Origin of the sequence: Anaerococcus sp. HMSC065G05 (assembly GCF_001812365.1) — a bacterium.
Taxonomy (GTDB): Bacteria; Bacillota; Clostridia; order Tissierellales; family Peptoniphilaceae; genus Anaerococcus; species Anaerococcus vaginalis.
The window spans coordinates 1-18,810 of sequence record NZ_KV808682.1 but is presented as its reverse complement, the minus strand read 5'-3'; the positions used below and the strand labels follow the sequence as shown (position 1 = coordinate 18,810).

Genomic DNA, 18,810 nt, shown 5'->3' with positions numbered 1-18,810 from the left:
TTTTCATCTACTTTGTCTACAGTCTGAGAGCTTATCGACTAGATAAGCTCTTTTTCTTTTAATTTTTTATAGAGGCTTTCTCCTCTTCTTTTTATTGACAATTCAAATAGTCCCATATTTGTAAAGCCATATATTTCATAAGTCTTGAAATATTTTTTTATATTTTCATTTATTTTATCAATCAATTGATCATTTTTACTAGATTTTAAAAAATCTATAACGACCATTCCGCCAATATTTCTAAGATTTAAATTGTAAAAAATAAAATCTATCAAATCTTCATTAACCTTATAATAAAAATCATCTTTATCCATAGTTGATTTTTTCTTTGATGAATTCACATCAATAAAGCAAAGAGTTTCAAGATCATTGATTATTATTGATAAATCGTCTTTGTAAATCTTTTTTTCCTTAATGCTTTTTATTGAATCTGAAATAATTTTATTATTTTTTATATCTAGTTCAACAAGTTCCAAATCTTTATTTTTTTCACAATATAAGTCAAATTCATTGTAAGTTTTCAAGAGTTTTGGAGAAGGCGTGAAATTTTCTTCATTTATTAATCTTTTTTTTAGTTCAAGTAATTTATTATAATTTTCAAAATTTTTCTTTCTATCTTTTTTTAATTTGGGAAATCCCTTATTTTTGAACCTATACAAATAATAATATTCATTTTCGATTCTAAAATTTGCACTCATGGTTGCTAATTTATCGTCAAATTCTTCTTTAATAATTTGGCAAATTACACTATCTCCAATTTTAAATTTTTTATTTGATTTTAAAAAAGCCTTTTTGCCATCATCATACAACAAAAAATAGGCATTAATAGAATCAATTTTATTTACTACTTTTGCCCTATAAATATTGAACAAATATGGAGAATAAAATTTTAATTCGAAAAGCTTGTTATCAACAATTTTACCAAAGGCTTTTTCTTTATAATCTACAAAAATATATGATTTCATTTCGATAATTTCTTCTTTAATTTTTCAAAAAATCCAATTTTTTCGATATTTTCATTTTTTTCATTCAAAAGATTTGAAATAATATTTTCATAAGATGTATCTTTTGATTTTAAACCTAAAAATTTTGAAGATTTAGCAAGAATTTCATCTCTATATTCCCTAATATCAAAATATTTGTCATTACTTTCAATAAAAAAATAATCAGAATCAAAGTCTTCATTAATTTCACTTTCATCAGTAATTTGAATTATTTTTTTATCATCTATTAAATCTTTATCTAAACCATTTACAATAAGAACATCATAATAATTTATTTTTTCTAAAAGATTTGATATATCTTCTTTTTTTATTTTATATTTTGAATTTATTAAAGGTGCTATGGCAAAATCTATATTTTCACAAGTTTTTCTAATAATTTTTTCAAGACCTACAAGGTCAAGGAAATAATCACATATATCGTATGTGATCATTCCTCCCATATCAAATAAATCTTCAATATTACAATCCTTGTTTCTTTCAAATGAGAGAATCAAAACAGACTTATCCTTAGATAAAATTTTTGAAAAATCTTTTATAAATTTTAATTCATTTTGATTTTTTGAATTTATTAAATATATGTCCATTTTATTCTCCTTGTGTATTTTCTTGATTATTACCTTCGGTTTTTACTTCATTAAGAAGATTTTGCTTATCTGGATTTATTTTTATATCAAAATATTTGCAAACTATGTCTCTAAAAATTGGTGAAACATTAAATGATGTTCCTCCTTGAGTTAAAATTATTGATATTGCAATTTCTGGATCATCGTATGGAGCAAATCCAATCATCCATGCATAAGGGTCGTAACCACTTCCATCTGGATTTTTACCTTCAACTTCTGCTGTTCCTGTTTTTACTCCAACTTCAAGAGGCATTCTATTTAAAATAGCATTATTTTGAGCAACTAACAAGGTACCATATTTTATATCTTCCAAATATTTACCATCTTTAATAGAAATTTTCTTATGCTTTACTTGATTTTGATATAAAATATCTTTCGAATTATGGTTTGTTACTTCTTTTATTAATGTGTATTTATTTAAATAACCACCATTTGATATTGTAGAGATAACTCTATTCATTTGTAGTGGCGTGTATGAATTTTGACCTTGTCCTATAACTATATTTAACATATCCGTAATATCCCATTTTGCTTGATTTAGATAAGTAAATTTTAAAGTATCAGCAAGACCTGCCCTATCATCTTTTTTGATTTCTAATGGTTCATAACCCATTTTATCAATCATTTCTATTAATTTTTTTCTATTTATAGAATTTGGATTATCCGCTAATTTTACAAGTTCATTTTTATCATTTTCAATATCAGATTTTGTTTTTTTAACATTTTTTTTCAAATATTTTTTTATATTTTTATCAAGGTACTTCTTCATTAATGATTTTGTAACTTCTAATTTCTTTTCGACAGATGGTATATTTCCACTTGATTCCTGTGGAATATTTATTTCTATTCCAGAAGTTTCATCTAATCCCAAAGTACTAGCAGCTTTTTTTACATCACTTAGTTCAAGTTTAAATCCAAGGCTTTTGCCAGTAGATGGATTTTCTCCCAAAGCCAAACAATAAAAGTAATAGTTACATGAATCTCTAATTGCATCATATAAATTTTCTTCTCCATGGTTGCCACCAGTTGTTGACCAAATTAAACAAGAAAATCTCCTACTTCCTATATCCATAAAACCATTACAATAATTTGTCATTTGTGGATTTAATCCTTTTTCCAAAGCCGCCAAAGAAGTTACTAATTTAAAAGTAGATCCAGGCATAACAGCAGTCTGACTTGCCACATTTAACATAGGTCTTGCCGCTAGCACGGATGAATCATCATCTACTTGTAAACTATCCCAATCTGAAGAAGAAATTCCTGTAGAAAATAAATTAGGATCATAACTTGGATATGAAGCCATTGCAAGAACTTCTCCAGTTTTTACATTACTTACAACAACTGCTCCATTTGTTGAATAAGGAGCAATTTCGCTAGTATTAAAATTCCCATATTCAGATTCATAGGTTTTACCTGTTCTAATTGATTCTAGAACTTTTGACAGAGATTTTTCTGCTTGCGCTTGCAAATTAGCATCTATAGAAAGATAAACGTCATTTCCTGGTTCTGATGGAGTTTTTGATAATGTTTCAATTCTATTTCCTGATGAGTCTACAGTTACAATACTTTTTCCATTTTTTCCTCTGAGAGTATCTTGATATGATTCTTCGATTCCAGTTTTGCCGACAATTTCATCTCTTAAATATGAATCTTTTTTTACATATTTTTCCACTTCTTCATCGGTTGCAATTGGTCCCATGTAGCCTAAAACGTGGCTTGCCAAATTTCTATTTGGATAAGATCTTATAGGAATTGTTGCCACACTAATCCCCTTTGATTTGTCAATATTTTCTTCAATTCTTAGAACAGTCGAATCATCTAAATTATAAACTAAATTAATTGGTCTAAAACCAAATGAGCCTTGCCTATTAATAATGCTATCGATTGTCAAAATCCCACAAGCTTCATAGTCATTGTCATTTTTTATATCTGATACTGATTTTATATAATCAAGAACTTCTTTTGCGCTTTTTGCTTTATTTAGTTTTTTTACAACCTTATCTCGACTTTCATTTTTATCTCTGCTTGCATAGTATTCAAAGAAATCTTTTTTGGCAACATTGAAAGTATAATCCCATTTGCTAGGCTTATCTTCTGAAATATCGATTGATGGATATACGTTATTTATAGCATTAGCATTTTGTGCCAAATATTTTAAATCTTTATCTAAGATTACGCCCTTCAATAATTTATGTTTGTCAGCAAGATTTGCTAATTCTTCTGCAGGATCTCCAGCTTGAGAATTTTTAAATTTTATATCAACAGAATATATGTTTTTTTTATCTTTTGTTTCGGTTTTTACTTCTGTTGTAAAGTTTGCATATATACCTTTGTTTTCCAATTTTTCTATCAAAATATCTGCTGGAATTAGGTAAGAACCATCTTCTTCATTTAAGCTTGCTGATTTTAAAAATTCTTTAATTGAAGATTTTTTTACAATTTCATAAAAATCATCACTAGCTTTTGTATCTAATTTTATTTCCGGATAGCCATCATTTAAACTAGCTTTTTTTTGTATGAGCTTTTCATCTGCTATCAAACTATAATCTTTTAAAATCACATTAGATTCTAAATTTTTTTCTTTCAAAATATTATAAGTTAATAATCTTGCTTGGTTATTTTCTAATATATTTTTTATAACAGACTTATCGTCGCCAATTGCACTAACAACAACGTCAAGAGGATCATCTTTTGTGCTATGACCTAATGCTTTTAATTTTTCTTTTGCATTTTCCTTATATACTAAATTAAGTTTATTATTTTTTTGCTTAACTAATATAGGAATATCTATTCCTCTTTTTTTCAAGGCAAGAAGGGCAGTTTTTATTGTTTCATATTTTATCCCATCTTTGTTGCTAAAAGATCCTACTATTTCTCTTGTTAATTTTTTTTCAACTATTATATCAACAATTTTATCTTCTGGTGATTTTTCTTCTTTGAAATAATCATCCTCACTTTTGTATTGGAATGAATTTAGTCTAATATCAAAATCATTTTGGTAATTTACACCTGCTTCTTCCAAAATATTTACCAAAGAATTTACAGCCTTTATCCTATCTTCATCATCCAAGCTTGTAAGTTTATCTTTATATAATTGCACAGCAAAAGATGGAACTGTTGTAGCAAGAACATTTCCATTTCTGTCTAAAATATCTCCTCTACTTGCAATTTCATCAACTTCTTGAACTTTTCTATTATCTGATAAGTCTCTGTAATGTTCTCCTTGATTTATCATAAGGATAAATAATTTTACAAAAATAGCAAGAAACATTAGACCAAAAACTATTTGCAAAATAGTTATTCTATTTTCTTTTTGTTTTCTCAAAACTTACACCCCTATATCCTATATGTTGGAATATACATTAGTTTTTTTATTATTATATGATAGATTAAATACATTAAAGTATTCAATAAAGCTTCTACCAAAATTGGTACAAATAAATAATTTTTAATAACAACTATATCCCCATTAAAAATATATGTTATTAAACTTACAAATAAAAAGTTTAATATAGTAAAAACAAAAGTTAATATCAAACCTGTTTTTTTATCGCTACTAAATCTAAACTTTTCATCTCCAACTACATGACCTATCAAAAAATATGATAAAGCTCTTACACCAATTATTTTTGAAAACATAAGATCTTCCAACAAACCAATAACAAGCCCCGTATAAGAAGCACTCTTAGACCCAAGCGTTAAGGATAAACATATTACAAATGCAACTATAATATTGATATTTGCTCCAAATATATCCACCTTAGAAAAGACGCTAACTTGTAGGATAAAAGAAATAAAAGCTATTAAAAATGTTTTAAATTTATTCATATATCCACCTTACTTTCTAAGAACCAAAACCCTATACAAATGGGTAAAATCTGCTGGAGAATCAATTGTTACATTTTTTCTTAGAGAATCCTTGCTCATAATTACATTAGAAATTTCTCCCAAATATAGGCCCTTAGGATAAACTCCACCTATTCCACTTGTAATTAATGTATCAGAATTTTTAACATCACTAGAAACTTCTAGCATATAACCACTAATTTTTTTGTTTTTATAATCATCAATAACCCCATAATCTCCACTTCTAGAATTAATGAAGGAAACGTCATTTGATGAATTTTTAATTGTTTCGACCTTACTTGTTGTTGAATTTACTTTTACAACTTTTCCTATAACGGCAGATGAATATTCGCTATTTCCTATAGCTTGCAAAATTACATCATTAACTTTTATTCCATCTTTTTTACCCTTATCTATAAAAAATGATTCTTGCATACTTTTTACATCAGAATTAATAACTTGAGCTTTGACGTATTCATATTTTTTATTTTTTATAGCATCATTTTCAGCTTTCAAAAAATCTTTTCTATTAATAACTTCCATTAAGTTTGCATTTTCCTTTAAAAGATTTTGATTTTCTATCTTTAATTTTTCAACTTCGGCTCTTGTTTGCTTTGAACCAATTGTATCTTCTATAGCTTTAATTATTTCTGAAGTTATTGAATAAGAAGCTTTGTTTACGGGTTTAAATATGGTATTTGTTATATTATTACCAGCCTCTACCAAATCATCAGTAAGGCTTGATGTAAATATCAACAATACTAACAAAATAACCGTTATAAAAAAATGTTTATTGTTTTTTTTCTTTCTTCTATAAGCCATACTTACCTACTTTGATATTTTAAAAATCTATCTGGATTTTCCATAATTAAGCCTGCACCTTTTATAGCATCTAATTCTGGTTTGTCAGATATTTTCGCCTTTAAATTTATTATTTTTTCAATATATTCACGAAGACCTCTAACATTTGCCATACCTCCAGTCATTAAAAATCCATCATTTTTAATATCACTGGATAATTCTGGCGGTGTTTTTTCCATTACTAAATAAATCATCTCTATTAGACTATCAGCAAATTCGCTTATGCAAGGTGCTATTTCTTCACTTGTAACTTTTATTCTTTTAGGTTGAGCATCCTTCACATCTCTACCTTCAACTTCCATTCCTATGTCCTTATCTTTAAGTCTAAGTGATAGCAATTCCTTTTTAATGAGCTCTGCTGTATTTATACCTACTTCGATTTTTTTCTTTTCTCTCAAAAAATTTTGAATATTTTTATCGATGTCATCTCCGCCCATTTTTAAAGTTTTGCTAGCTACAATTCCATTAAGGCTTATTACACAAATCTCACTTGTTCCAGCCCCAAGATTTAAAGTCAAAATACCTCTTGGATCTTCTGGAGTAAGTCCAACTCCAAAACAAGCCGCCAATGACTCATCAACCATTATTACATCCCTACTTCCAGCATGCAAAGAAGCATCTTCGACAGCTCTTTGTTCAATGTCAGTAATACCACTAGGAACGCAAACAACAACCCTTGGTTGAACAACCGAAAACCCAGGATTTATTTTTTGGAAAAAATAATTTAACATTGCCTCAGTTAAATTAAAATCAGATATAACACCCTTTTCAATAGGTCTTTGTACTATAATTTCATCAGGAGTTTTTCCAATCATTTCCTTAGCTTGTTGACCAATAGCTTTTATTTCCTTATTTTGGTGGTCAAGAACTAAAACAGATGGTTCAGAAATTACAACCCCTTCATTTTTCTTAAAAACTTTAATACAGCTAGTACCCAAATCAATTGCTAGGTCTTCTGCCATAATTCTAAAATTCATTTTATTCTCCTATATAATATTTTCTTGTCTAAAACTAAAATATTTATTATTGCCAATAATAATATGATCTAATACTTTTATATCCAAAATTTCTCCTGCTTTAACCAATCTTTGAGTAATCTCTTTATCATTACAAGAAGGATTTGGATTTCCACTTGGGTGGTTATGTACAAAAACCACAGAATTTGCACTCTTTTTTACAGCCGAAATAAAACATTCCCTAGGATTAACAATAGAAGAGTTAAGATCCCCAGTAGAAATTAATTCCTTGCTAATAATCACATTTTTTGTATCTAATAATATAGCATAGAAATGTTCTTTTTTTGTGTCTATAAATTTATTTTTCATTAAATTAAAAACATCCTCACAAGAATTAATACTTGTGATTTCCTTATTAATTATTTTTTCAGTAAGTCTTTTACCAAGCTGGATAGCGGCAATAATTTTACTAGCCTTGGCAAGTTTTATCCCATCAATTCCATTTAATTGCTCAATACTTATAGACAAAAGCTCCTCGCTAGAAAAAGTATTTAAAATTTCTCTAGCAAGTTCAATAGCATTTTTCTTCTTAGAGCCAGTTTCGATAAGAATTGCTAACAATTCCTCATCACTCAAACTTGCATATCCCTCATTTTTCAACTTTTCCCTTGGTCTTTGACTAAGGTCCAAATCTTTGATTTTTTTATTCATTTATAACACCAAGTTTCTTTAAATGCTCAATTATAAAATTAGAACTCAAACCAACAAAAAATCCAGTAAAAATTCCTATAAAAACTAAAACTGGAAAATAATAAAACATCTTTATATTTTGCATGAAAAATATTGCAACAATAATTTGACCTAAATTATGGAAAAAAGCACCAGTTTCACTTACTCCAATGAGTGAAAAATCATCATCTACCTTTTTAAGTGAAAAATACATAGCAGTTGTAGAAAAAATAGCTCCAACAAAAGAATAGAAAAAACTCATTACTGATCCAGTAATCAAAACCAACAAAAAAGATTTCAATATACTTACAGCCAAAGCCTTTTTATAATCATAAATATAAATAGCAACTAATATTATTATATTCGAAAAACCAAGCCTAGCACCAGGAATTGGAACAGGCATTGGAACCATAGATTCAATCAAAGAAATAGCAAGAGATAAAGCAACAAAAAGCGATAAATTAATATATACTTTTAAAGTTTTATTATTCATCCAACCACCTTATCAATTTCTTCCTCATTGCTATCCTCTTTTTCAGAAACAATTTCTAAAATTAATCTATGAGGAAGGCAAACTATAGTTTCTCCAACTTTTTTTATACTAGGCATGTGAGTACAAAGCAAATCTCTACAATTAGCTTCCTTCATACTAACTTGCCCTTTTTTTATCTCAACAATATTAAATTCATCATCGTCAATTTTAATTTTAAATTTTTTATCTTTATTAAGTGGATATTTACCATATTCTTTCCCATTAAGCTCAACTCTCAAATAATTTCCATCTTCTCCCGACTTAATTTTTTGCACAAAAAAAGCCATACTCAAGCTTAATAATAAAAGTAATAAAATAACAAAAATATCTATTTTTTTTAATTTCATATCTACCTCTTATAAGAGTTTATCATTTAAAATAGATTGATGTCAATTTAAAAAATCCAAATAAAAAAAGACCACCGATTTATTTCGATGGTCAAATCATTATCTTATTTTTTATTCAACATCAATACATTTTGCAGGACATTTTTCTGCAGCTTCTTTTAAAAGATTTAGATCTAAATTATCAGATATTGTTTCTTTTGATAAGAAATTATCCATTGTAAATCCTTCTGGATAAGTTCTTGCACAAATTGAACAACCAATACATCCAACTTTACAATTTCCTCTAACATCTTTTCCTTTATCGTGTGAAGAACATTTTACAATTGCTTTTTGTGAATAAGGAACAAGCTCAATAATATTTTTTGGACAAGTTTTAACACAAGCTCCACAAGCTACGCATTTTTCCTTATCTACAACACTTACTCCATCCACCATATGTATAGCATCAAATTCACAAGCTTTAACACATGAGCCGCAACCAAGGCAACCATAATTACAAGCTTTTTTTCCGCCAAATAAAGCAATTTGTGCTCTACAATCTTCAAGACCTGCATATTCGTATAAATCTTTTGCATTTTCGCAAGTTCCATTACATTTTACAACTGCAACTTGTTTGTCCCCAGCTCCAGCTGACTCAACGCCCATAGCACTTGCAACTGCATCAGTTACAGATTGTCCACCAATTACACAAGCAGAAACAGGAGCTTCTCCCTTTGCAATTGCATTTGCACAACCATCACAACCAGGATAACCGCAAGCTCCACAGTTTGCTCCAGGAAGTGCTTCTCTTACTCTTTCAACAATTGGGTCTGTTTCGACCTCAAATTTTTTACTAATAACACCTAATAAGCCAGCTAGTACAAATCCTAATATGGCTAATACAAGTGTTGGAATTAATATATTATTCATCACATTTCTCCTCTATGCTAATCCTGCAAAGCCCATAAAGGCAATTGACATTAGACCTAGAGTAATCAAAGTAATAGGTCCACCCTTGAAAGCTTCTGGCAAGTCGTTATCTTCGATTTTTTCTCTTATAGAAGCAAGTATTACTAAAGCAATTAAGAAACCTACTGCAGCTGCTGCTGCATTTATTGTTGTTTCTAATAAATTATAGCTTTCATTTATATTTTTAATAGCCACACCAAGTACTATACAGTTAGTTGTAATTAATGGTAGATAAACACCAAGAGCCTCATAAAGATTTGGCATTGATTTTTTCATAATCATCTCTACTGTTTGTACTAATGAAGCGATTACTAAAATAAATACAACTGTTTGTAAATATCCAATTTTTAATGGATCTAATATATAATATTGGATAACCCAAGTAATAATTGAAGATAAGGTTACTACGAAAATTACTGCAGCTCCCATTCCTTTTGCAGTTTCAACTTTACTTGTTACACCAAGTGTTGGACAAATTCCTAAAAATTGTCCCAAAACATAATTATTTACAAATATTGATGCAATAATTATTGAAAATAATTCTGACATAATTCCTCCTACTTATTATTTTTCTTCTTGTTTGAAATAGCTGCTGCTACTGCAAACATGATTCCTAGGATAATAAATGAAGATGCTGGTTGAATTAAAAATCCAATTGTATAATCTTCAGGAATTATTCTATTATCTAGTAATGTACCATTTCCAAATAATTCTCTAATAGCTGCAAGAATAGAAATTGCTATTGTATAACCTAAACCTTGACCAATACCATCAACAATTGATGCTATAGGACCTTGTTGTGAAGCAAATCCTTCAGCTCTTGCAAGAATTATACAGTTTACAACTATAAGTGGAATAAAAATTCCTAGTGATTGATCAAGTGCTGGCAAGTATGCTTTTATAATCATTTGAACCATAGTTACGAAACTTGCTATTACAACTATAAATGCTGGAATTCTTACTTCATCTGGAATAAAATTTCTCAAAACAGAAATTACCAAGTTTGAAAGTGTAAGTACAAAAATTACTGCAGCTCCCATTCCAATCGCATTAGAAAGTGAAGATGAAATAGCAAGTACAGAACACATTCCTACCATTTGTACAAATACTGGGTTATTTGAAAATATTCCGTCTTTAAAAACTTTTCCCAAATTTACAGATTTTTTCTTTCTTTTTTCTTTTTCTTTTTGAACATCTATAGGTTTTCCAGTTTGTCTTTCCATATCTTTACCTCCTACTTAAGATCTTTCAATACTTCACGAGCAGTATTTATACCATTAAGGATAGTATTAGTTGAATATGTAGCTCCTGAAATTCCTACAATTTCGTTTTCAGATCCGGCTTCTGATGCACCGACTTTCTTGTCAACGCTTACGCCTTTAACTCCTTCTTTAAACCAATCTTCTTCCATTTGTAGACCAAATCCTGCAGATTCTGAATGTTTTAAAGGGCTGAAACCTGTCAATTTATTTTCACTATCAACTCCAACGATAAATTCGATGTCTCCACCATATCCACCTTTAGAATTTACATCAAACACATATCCTTTGCCTCCATCAGCTTTATAAACTCCTTTTACAGCTTCAGGAAATTTTCCCTTAACTTCTTCAAAGTCTTTTCCTTCTGGAAAGGCAATTTTTAATGATTCATTTAATTTTTCTTGTTCAGCTTTTTTTATAATTGGTTCTGTAACTGAATTTGTAAAGGCCAATACTAAAGCTGATACAGCTGTAATTATTAATAATTTAATTCCTAATTTTAATGCTTTATTCATCTTTTGCCCCTTTACTAGCTACACCAAATACCTTAGGCATTGTCTTACTATCTATAAGAGGAACTAATAAGTTCATTAATAAAATTGAATATGAAACACCTTCTGGGTATCCACCGAAAACTCTTATTAGTGAAGTGATAAGTCCGCAACCAAAAGCAAATATTATTTCTCCTTTTTTTGTTACAGGACTTGTTGTATAGTCTGTTGCCATGAAAAATGCTCCAAGCATTAGACCACCTGATAATAATTGTTCGATTATTCCATCAACAGATTTATTAAATACCATCAATAGGATTGCTGTTGTTAATATGTATACTGCAGGTATTCTTAGTGAAATAACTTTTCTAATTACAAGATATGCTGCTCCAATTAATATAGCTAGAGTTGAAACTTCTCCAATACATCCACCCATATTTCCTATAAACATATCCAATAAAGCTGGTTTTTCTCCCCCTGATAAAACTGTTGCAGCAGATACTGCTGAAACTTTTCCTGGTGCTACATAATTTGACATATTTTTTGACCAAGATGCAAGTAAAAATGCTCTTGCTCCCAAAGCTGGGTTTACAATATTTTGTCCTATTCCACCAAAAAATTGCTTACAAATAACTATAGCAAAAGCTGCTCCTATTACCGTTTGCCAAACTGGCATTGTAACTGGGATATTGTAGGCTAAAAGTAAACCTGTAACTATAGCTGATAAATCATTTATTGATGATTGTCTTTTCATTACTTTGTTAGATATAAATTCTGCAATAACACAACTTGCTACTGATGCAATCATTAAAATAAGTGCCTTCATTCCAAAGAAATATATTCCTGCAAGTCCTGTTGGGATAAGAGCAATTATTACATCTAACATTTCTTTAGTAACAGTTCTCTCGCTTCTCATATGAGGAGAGGATGATACTAATAATTTTTTTGCTTCCATTTATTTCTCCTCTACTTTCCTGCTTGACGAATTTGTCTTTTTCCAAACCTAATAGCTTCAACCAAAGGTCTTTTTGATGGACAAATATATGAACATGATCCACATTCTATACAATCAAGTATGTGAAGATCTTGTGCCTTATCAAATTTTTCTTTTAATGAAAATTTGTGAATTAATAATGGCATAAGTCCAACTGGACAAACATTTACACACTTTGCACATCTTATACAAGGATTTGTAATTGGTGCTTTTGATTCTTCTTTGTTTAAAACTAAGATACAGTTACTAGCTTTTTCTACTGGTTGATTTATATTTGGTTGGGCAATTCCCATCATTGGTCCACCATTTATAACTTTTCCAGCATCTTCTGTAAGTCCGCCAGCTTCTTCTATCATATCTTCAAAACTTGTTGCAATTCTTACTAGGAAATTTGAAGGATTTTTTATTCCATGACCTGTTACTGTCATATATCTTTCTATTAGTGGTTTTCCGTAGTAAACTGCTTCATAAACTGCGTTTGCACTTGAAACGTTTGAAACAATTACTCCAACATCCATTGGAAGACCGCCTGAAGGAACTTCTCTATGTAATACGGCATTAATAATTCTTTTTTCATCTCCTTGTGGATATTTGGTAACCATGGTTGCCACTTCAAGTTTTGATGAATTTTTATTTGCCAGTGCCTTTTTGACCTTTTCGATTGCTTCTGGTTTGTTATCTTCGATTGCAATAATTCCTTTTTTTGCATCTACTGCTTTAACAAGTAATTCCAAAGCATCTACTATTACTTCAGGTTTTGTTTTTAAAATAAAATCATCGCAAGTAACGTAAGGTTCACACTCAGCACCATTTATAATAACAGTATCAATTGGTTTGTTTGGTGAATATTTAATATGTGCTGGGAATGATGCTCCTCCCATACCTACAAGACCATTTTCTTTCATCGCCTCAACTATTTTTTCTTTAGTTAAGTTTGTAACGTCTTTTCTTTCGTAGTTAATCTCTTGGTCATAGCCTTCTGTGTCAATAACAACAGCTTTGCTGTTTTTACCAGATGCTGTTTGGATATCGATTACACTTGAAACTTTACCATTAACTGATGAGTGAATATTACAAGAAAAATTTCCTACAGCTTCGCCGATAAGCTGTCCAATTTTCACTTCATCGTTTTTCTTAACTAAACATTTACTTGGAGCTCCAATGTGTTGAGTAAGTGGAATTGTTACAGTTTTTGGAATTTTTGCAACAATTAAGTCTTTTTTTTCGCTTAATTCCTTATACTCTGGAATTTTTACTCCATTAGCAAATGTTAAATTTTCTAGAGCCATAATCTCTCCTTTCATTTAATCCGTATACTAGCATTATAATTTATTTAAAAATATTATTCAATGATTATAATACATCAAATAATATTTTTTTAACAAATTTCTTATAATTTTTTATAGATAATGATTTTCTATCTTTTAATTCTTCCTTGCTTGGAAGTCCATCATCGTAAAATACTTTCATCAAATCATAATTTGAATTTATTTTTATTACATATTGTCTAGTTTCTTTTGTAGGAATTTTTGTTGGATCTGGGTCATGCTTGTCTATTTTTTTATCTGCAATTAGTTTGTCTATATTTCCTATTCCCCCATTATAAGCTGCAAGAGCTAAGTCGACATTATTATAATATTCATTCAAATATTTGAAATACCCTACTCCAAGATTTAAATTATAATCTACTTCTTTTAATTTATCTGGATAATATTCTTCTCCAATTATTTCTGCACTATGTTTTGCAGATGAATCTAATAATTGCATAAGTCCCATAGCATTTTGACTTGAGTGAGCTTCTGTGTCAAAATCACTTTCTACTTTTATAATTGATGCAATCAAAAGTGGGTCTACATTATATTTTTGTGAATATTTTTCTATTTCTTCTTGGTAGGCAATTTTTTGTCTTGATGTTTGATAGGCTACTATTGAAAAACTAATTATAACAACCATCACAAACGCTAATATTATTATTCCTATTATTTTAAAAATATTTTTTAAAGCTTTCATATATTCTCCAAATTTTTTAAAGCTATTTCTACTTTTTTTTCTAAATTTTCTAAGGATGTGCTATTATCAAAAATCACATCTGATTTTTTTTGCATTTCTAAAAAATCCTGACTGTTAATTTTTTTTAATGCAAAATCTCTTCCTATCTTATCTCTTTGCATTAATCTTTCTATTTGAATTTCTCTATCAGCGGTAACTAGCCATACATAATCACAAGGAAATTTTTCTTTCATTTGAAAATACAAGGGAATTTCTACAAAAATATTTTTCTCATTACTTTCTCTTATCAAATTATTTATATAAGCAATGATATTTTTATGGGTAATTTCATTTATCAATTCTCTTTTTTGTGAATTATTAAAAATTATTTTTGCTAAGATTTTCTTATCTAAATTCTCTCCATCAAAAGCCTCGTCAAAAGCTTTTGATGATAAAATTTCTTTGTAATTTATTTGGTCTTTTTCTAGTAATTTCTTATTTATTTCATCGCTATCTATAACTTTATAGCCATTTTTTCTCAAAATTTCTGATAAAGAAGATTTACCACTTGCAATTGTTCCAGTTATAACAATTTTATTTTGACTCATACATACTTTCTCCGCTATCTATGTCAACCAAAAGTGGAACGTTTAAATTTACGGCATCTTGCATAGATGATTTAAGAATCTCTTTTGCTTTTTCCAAATCTTTTTTACTTGCTTCTATGATTATTTCATCGTGGATTTGCAAAACTATTTTTGCATCTATTTTTGCTTTTTGCAAATTTTGGTATGAATTTATCATGGCAAATTTTATAATGTCTGCAGCTGTTCCTTGTATTGGTGTATTTAAAGCAACCCTTTCTCCAAAACTTCTTACATTGAAATTTTTTGAATTTATTTCTGGAACATATCTTCTTCTGTTAAATATTGTATTTACATATCCATCTTCTTTGGCTTTTTTTACAATATCTTTCATATATTTTTTAATTTCTGGATAGGTGTCAAGGTAATTTTCTATATATTCCTTGGCTCTTTTTCTTGGTATATTTAAATTTTGGCTAAGTCCATAATCGCTTATACCATAGATTATTCCAAAATTTACAGCTTTAGCCTCACTTCTTTGTAATTTTGTAACCTCATCAATTGGTGTAGAAAAAACTTCTGATGCAGTCTTTGTGTGTATATCAATATCTTTCGAAAAAGCCTCTTGCATTTTTTTATCATTTGCAAGATGTGCCAAAACTCTTAATTCAATTTGTGAATAATCTGCATCAATTAATACTTTCTCATCATCAGCTTTGAAAGCCTTTCTGATTTTTCTACCCTCTTCGGTTCTTATTGGAAGATTTTGTAAATTTGGTTCTGTTGAAGAAAGTCTGCCTGTTGCTGTAACATTTTGCTTAAATGTTGACCTGATTCTTCCATCTTCATCAATACATTCTTCCAAACTTTCAAGATAGGTTGATTTTAATTTATACATTTCCCTATATCTTTCAATTTTTTCGATTATAGGGTGTTTTTTTCTTAATTTTTCTAAAACTTGAGCATTTGTTGAATAGCCAGTTTTTGTTTTTTTAATTATAGGAAGTTTCAAATCTTCAAATAAAATTTTTGAAAGTTGCTTTGGTGAATTTATATTAAATTCACTTCCAGCAAGCTCATAAATAATTTTTTCTAAATCTTCAAGTTCAAGAGAAACTTCATCTTTAATCTTTTCAAGCTCATTTTTATCACAAACAAAACCTGTTATTTCCATATCCGCCAAAACTTTGGATAATTTTATTTCACAATCCTTATAAAGATCATACATAGAAAGCTCTTTTAATTTTTGGGTTAAAATATCCAGACTATCTTCAATTGCATTTACAATAGATGCCAAATATTTGCCAAGATTATCAGAATCCAAATCCTCATAAGATTTTTTACTTTTTCCCTTACCAAGCAAATCTTCTTCATTTTCTACTTCATATTTCAAAAATGCTTGGCTAAAAGTTTTTAAATCATAAGATGACCTTGAAGGATCAATTAGATAGTGCATAAGCATAGTATCATCATAAGGCAAGGAAATATTTATCCCAAGCTTATCAAACAAGACAATATCTTCTTTAATATCAAAAGAAACTTTTTTAATATTATCATCCTCAAAATATTTTTTGAATTTTTCTACAAATTTTTCATCGGGATTATAAATATAAGTTTTTGATGAAGATGTTTTTATTGCTATTTTATAGGCATTAGAGTGAATATAATTGTCTCCCTCAAAAATGCTTTTAAAATAAAATACCCCATCTTTTTCAATATCATCTATTATAGAAAAATCATCAGAAAATGAATAAGTAAATTCTATTTCATCTTTTCTTTCTTCGCTAGTATCTTCAAATTTTTCCATAAATTTATTGAAATTATATTTTGAAAATTTTTCTCTCAAAGAATCCAAGTCTGGTTCTTTTATATTTAATTCTGAAATTTTCATCCCAACTGGAGCATTTGTAACAATTGTTCCGATTTTTTTGGACAAAAAGGCAATTTGCTTTGAATTTTCTAGATTTTCCTTGGTTTTTTTGCCCTTAATATCATCCAAATTTTCATATAGGCCTTCCATAGACCCATATTTTTTTATAAATTTAATGGCAGTTTTTTCTCCAATTCCATCAACACCAGGAATATTATCAGACTTATCTCCCATAAGACCTTTAACATCAATTAATTGTTTTGGACTAAGACCATAATCATTTTCAATAGATTTTACAGTGATTTCTTCCATCTGAGAAATTCCTTTTCTTGTAAGAAAAACCACAACCTTATCATTTACAAGTTGAAAATAATCTTTGTCCCCTGTAATAATTACAGTTTCAAGGCCTTCTTCCTTTGCAATTGTAGAAAAAGTTCCAACAATATCATCAGCCTCATAACCATCTATATCCAAATACTTTACATTTAATGAATCAAGAATGTCTTTTAAAATTCCAAATTGATAATTCAATTCGTTTGGCGCCTTATCCCTGTTTGCTTTATAATCTTCAAATTCTTTGTGCCTAAAAGTTTTTGTTTTCTTATCAAAAGCAACCAAAATATAATCTGGCTTATATTCTTCAACAGCCCTAAAATACATGGTCAAAAATCCATAAACACCGTTTGTCATAACACCATCAGCATTTGTAAGATTAGGAAGGGCAAAAAAGGCTCTAAAAATCAAACTAGATCCGTCAATTAGCATTACTTTTTTACTCATATATTTCTCCTTTCTATAAGTATAACACATTTTAATTTTCACAAAAAAATAAGTAGAAAAATTTGCTGATTAAAAATTTGAAAATTAAAATTTTAAAAAATTTTTTTAAAAAGGCATCAAAAAAAGCTATGCAATTTTGCATAGCTTAAATATGAAAAAAATAAAAAAATTAATGGTGCTGGTGGTGGGACTTGAACCCACACGTTCCGGAGAACAACAGAGTTTGAGTCTGTCTCGTCTGCCAATTCCGACACACCAGCATTAACACTACCTGATTATTATAACACCATTAATCGCCTTATGCAAATTTTTTTACATTTTTCTCAAATCATTAAAATCATTTCCCAAAATTTTTAAATTATTAATTAGTTTCATCCCACTTTTAGAAAAACAAAATTTCAAAGCAATTAAACTTGTCAATATTCCTATAAGAATTCCACAAAAAACATCTGATGGAAAATGAACATACAAATATAATCTTGAAAAAGCAATCAGGATTGCCAAAATACTTGCCATTATATTAATTGTTTTTGATTTTGAAAATAATAATATTACTGTAAGCATACAAAAAGAAATTGACGAATGCCCAGATGGAAATGATGGATCTTGAGGTTTTAAAACTAACAATTTAATTCCATCAACAATTTCAAAAGGTCTAATCCTCCCTATAGCAGGTTTTAAAATCAAATTTACAACTAATGCATTAAATAAAAAACAAACAATCATAAGCCTTGCCATTTTTTTATATTCTTTTGTAGTTAAAAAAATCAAAATCAATAATATCCAAAAAATTCCCATATTCCCAAGAGCAGTAATGGTTGTCATTATTTTATCCAAGATGGGACTTTTTATATTTTGAATTAAATTTAATAATGAAATATCTATTTTTGTTATAAAATTCATACTTTCCCCTTTATTTTCACAAATATAATATCACAAAGAAGAAAAATAAAAAAGACTGCGCTAAGCAGTCTCAGACTGTAGACAAAGTAGATGA

At 28.7% G+C, this 18,810-nt stretch carries 19 protein-coding genes and 1 tRNA gene; all 20 read right to left on the bottom strand.

Annotated elements, in window-relative coordinates:
• Positions 1-38: 38 nt before the first annotated feature.
• A complete protein-coding gene (locus HMPREF2852_RS00305) occupies positions 39-965 on the bottom strand; it encodes a ribonuclease E/G (RefSeq protein WP_070604934.1) in 927 nt (308 codons plus the stop codon).
• Positions 962-1,588, bottom strand: a complete 627-nt coding sequence (locus tag HMPREF2852_RS00300; protein WP_070604931.1) for a hypothetical protein — start codon at positions 1,586-1,588, stop codon at positions 962-964. Before HMPREF2852_RS00300 ends, HMPREF2852_RS00305 begins: the two co-directional genes overlap by 4 nt.
• Before the next feature lies 1 nt (position 1,589).
• Positions 1,590-4,952 carry a penicillin-binding transpeptidase domain-containing protein gene (locus HMPREF2852_RS00295; protein ID WP_070604929.1) on the bottom strand — a complete coding sequence of 1,121 codons (3,363 nt, stop codon included), beginning with the start codon at positions 4,950-4,952 and terminating at the stop codon, positions 1,590-1,592.
• An 11-nt stretch (positions 4,953-4,963) separates the two neighbouring features.
• A complete protein-coding gene (gene mreD / locus HMPREF2852_RS00290; RefSeq protein WP_019117991.1) occupies positions 4,964-5,455 on the bottom strand; it encodes a rod shape-determining protein MreD in 492 nt (163 codons plus the stop codon).
• Positions 5,456-5,464: 9 nt separating this feature from the next.
• Positions 5,465-6,295 (bottom strand): rod shape-determining protein MreC, encoded by an 831-nt coding sequence (mreC, locus tag HMPREF2852_RS00285; RefSeq protein WP_070604926.1) that lies wholly within the window; start codon positions 6,293-6,295, stop codon positions 5,465-5,467.
• A gap of 2 nt (positions 6,296-6,297) precedes the next feature.
• Positions 6,298-7,311: a rod shape-determining protein gene (locus HMPREF2852_RS00280; RefSeq protein ID WP_004838531.1), complete on the bottom strand. Its 1,014-nt coding sequence runs from the start codon at positions 7,309-7,311 to the stop codon at positions 6,298-6,300.
• Between the two features lie 9 nt (positions 7,312-7,320).
• A complete protein-coding gene (radC, locus tag HMPREF2852_RS00275; RefSeq protein WP_070604923.1) occupies positions 7,321-8,001 on the bottom strand; it encodes a RadC family protein in 681 nt (226 codons plus the stop codon).
• On the bottom strand, positions 7,994-8,512 hold the full coding sequence (locus tag HMPREF2852_RS00270) for a Gx transporter family protein (protein ID WP_070604920.1): 519 nt from the start codon (positions 8,510-8,512) through the stop codon (positions 7,994-7,996). The genes radC and HMPREF2852_RS00270 overlap by 8 nt, the downstream gene beginning before the upstream one ends.
• Positions 8,509-8,898 carry a NusG domain II-containing protein gene (locus HMPREF2852_RS00265; RefSeq protein ID WP_070604915.1) on the bottom strand — a complete coding sequence of 130 codons (390 nt, stop codon included), beginning with the start codon at positions 8,896-8,898 and terminating at the stop codon, positions 8,509-8,511. Before HMPREF2852_RS00265 ends, HMPREF2852_RS00270 begins: the two co-directional genes overlap by 4 nt.
• 111 nt (positions 8,899-9,009) lie before the next feature.
• The gene (locus HMPREF2852_RS00260) at positions 9,010-9,807 is read right to left on the bottom strand and encodes an RnfABCDGE type electron transport complex subunit B (protein ID WP_070604912.1); all 798 of its coding nucleotides are present in this window, start codon (positions 9,805-9,807) and stop codon (positions 9,010-9,012) included.
• Positions 9,808-9,819: 12 nt separating this feature from the next.
• Positions 9,820-10,395: an electron transport complex subunit RsxA gene (rsxA, locus tag HMPREF2852_RS00255; RefSeq protein ID WP_004838526.1), complete on the bottom strand. Its 576-nt coding sequence runs from the start codon at positions 10,393-10,395 to the stop codon at positions 9,820-9,822.
• An 8-nt stretch (positions 10,396-10,403) separates the two neighbouring features.
• The gene (gene rsxE, locus HMPREF2852_RS00250; protein WP_004838525.1) at positions 10,404-11,069 is read right to left on the bottom strand and encodes an electron transport complex subunit RsxE; all 666 of its coding nucleotides are present in this window, start codon (positions 11,067-11,069) and stop codon (positions 10,404-10,406) included.
• 11 nt (positions 11,070-11,080) lie between these two features.
• On the bottom strand, positions 11,081-11,620 hold the full coding sequence (locus HMPREF2852_RS00245; RefSeq protein ID WP_070604909.1) for an RnfABCDGE type electron transport complex subunit G: 540 nt from the start codon (positions 11,618-11,620) through the stop codon (positions 11,081-11,083).
• Positions 11,613-12,551 (bottom strand): RnfABCDGE type electron transport complex subunit D, encoded by a 939-nt coding sequence (locus tag HMPREF2852_RS00240; protein WP_070604906.1) that lies wholly within the window; start codon positions 12,549-12,551, stop codon positions 11,613-11,615. Before HMPREF2852_RS00240 ends, HMPREF2852_RS00245 begins: the two co-directional genes overlap by 8 nt.
• An 11-nt stretch (positions 12,552-12,562) precedes the next feature.
• Positions 12,563-13,879, bottom strand: a complete 1,317-nt coding sequence (gene rsxC / locus HMPREF2852_RS00235) for an electron transport complex subunit RsxC (protein ID WP_070604902.1) — start codon at positions 13,877-13,879, stop codon at positions 12,563-12,565.
• A 64-nt stretch (positions 13,880-13,943) separates the two neighbouring features.
• Positions 13,944-14,600, bottom strand: coding sequence for a lytic transglycosylase domain-containing protein (locus HMPREF2852_RS00230; RefSeq protein ID WP_019118000.1), 657 nt, complete (start codon positions 14,598-14,600; stop codon positions 13,944-13,946).
• A complete protein-coding gene (gene coaE / locus HMPREF2852_RS00225; protein ID WP_070604899.1) occupies positions 14,597-15,187 on the bottom strand; it encodes a dephospho-CoA kinase in 591 nt (196 codons plus the stop codon). Before coaE ends, HMPREF2852_RS00230 begins: the two co-directional genes overlap by 4 nt.
• Positions 15,174-17,813, bottom strand: a complete 2,640-nt coding sequence (polA, locus tag HMPREF2852_RS00220) for a DNA polymerase I (protein ID WP_070604897.1) — start codon at positions 17,811-17,813, stop codon at positions 15,174-15,176. The genes coaE and polA overlap by 14 nt, the downstream gene beginning before the upstream one ends.
• Positions 17,814-17,986: 173 nt before the next feature.
• Positions 17,987-18,073, bottom strand: a tRNA-Leu gene (locus HMPREF2852_RS00215).
• Positions 18,074-18,125: 52 nt separating this feature from the next.
• Positions 18,126-18,716 carry a phosphatase PAP2 family protein gene (locus tag HMPREF2852_RS00210; RefSeq protein WP_070604894.1) on the bottom strand — a complete coding sequence of 197 codons (591 nt, stop codon included), beginning with the start codon at positions 18,714-18,716 and terminating at the stop codon, positions 18,126-18,128.
• Positions 18,717-18,810: the final 94 nt, after the last annotated feature.

What these genes read in the sequence shown, in the direction of transcription:
- HMPREF2852_RS00240 (WP_070604906.1), bottom strand. Translation starts at nt 12,551, where the DNA reads ATGGAAGCAAAAAAATTATTAGTATCATCCTCTCCTCATATGAGAAGC.
- HMPREF2852_RS00300 (WP_070604931.1), bottom strand. Translation starts at nt 1,588, where the DNA reads ATGGACATATATTTAATAAATTCAAAAAATCAAAATGAATTAAAATTT.
- polA (WP_070604897.1), bottom strand. Translation starts at nt 17,813, where the DNA reads ATGAGTAAAAAAGTAATGCTAATTGACGGATCTAGTTTGATTTTTAGA.
- HMPREF2852_RS00245 (WP_070604909.1), bottom strand. Translation starts at nt 11,620, where the DNA reads ATGAATAAAGCATTAAAATTAGGAATTAAATTATTAATAATTACAGCT.
- HMPREF2852_RS00305 (WP_070604934.1), bottom strand. Translation starts at nt 965, where the DNA reads ATGAAATCATATATTTTTGTAGATTATAAAGAAAAAGCCTTTGGTAAA.
- radC (WP_070604923.1), bottom strand. Translation starts at nt 8,001, where the DNA reads ATGAATAAAAAAATCAAAGATTTGGACCTTAGTCAAAGACCAAGGGAA.
- HMPREF2852_RS00210 (WP_070604894.1), bottom strand. Translation starts at nt 18,716, where the DNA reads ATGAATTTTATAACAAAAATAGATATTTCATTATTAAATTTAATTCAA.
- rsxA (WP_004838526.1), bottom strand. Translation starts at nt 10,395, where the DNA reads ATGTCAGAATTATTTTCAATAATTATTGCATCAATATTTGTAAATAAT.
- coaE (WP_070604899.1), bottom strand. Translation starts at nt 15,187, where the DNA reads ATGAGTCAAAATAAAATTGTTATAACTGGAACAATTGCAAGTGGTAAA.
- HMPREF2852_RS00265 (WP_070604915.1), bottom strand. Translation starts at nt 8,898, where the DNA reads ATGAAATTAAAAAAAATAGATATTTTTGTTATTTTATTACTTTTATTA.
- HMPREF2852_RS00230 (WP_019118000.1), bottom strand. Translation starts at nt 14,600, where the DNA reads ATGAAAGCTTTAAAAAATATTTTTAAAATAATAGGAATAATAATATTA.
- rsxC (WP_070604902.1), bottom strand. Translation starts at nt 13,879, where the DNA reads ATGGCTCTAGAAAATTTAACATTTGCTAATGGAGTAAAAATTCCAGAG.
- rsxE (WP_004838525.1), bottom strand. Translation starts at nt 11,069, where the DNA reads ATGGAAAGACAAACTGGAAAACCTATAGATGTTCAAAAAGAAAAAGAA.
- HMPREF2852_RS00280 (WP_004838531.1), bottom strand. Translation starts at nt 7,311, where the DNA reads ATGAATTTTAGAATTATGGCAGAAGACCTAGCAATTGATTTGGGTACT.
- HMPREF2852_RS00260 (WP_070604912.1), bottom strand. Translation starts at nt 9,807, where the DNA reads ATGAATAATATATTAATTCCAACACTTGTATTAGCCATATTAGGATTT.
- mreC (WP_070604926.1), bottom strand. Translation starts at nt 6,295, where the DNA reads ATGGCTTATAGAAGAAAGAAAAAAAACAATAAACATTTTTTTATAACG.
- mreD (WP_019117991.1), bottom strand. Translation starts at nt 5,455, where the DNA reads ATGAATAAATTTAAAACATTTTTAATAGCTTTTATTTCTTTTATCCTA.
- HMPREF2852_RS00270 (WP_070604920.1), bottom strand. Translation starts at nt 8,512, where the DNA reads ATGAATAATAAAACTTTAAAAGTATATATTAATTTATCGCTTTTTGTT.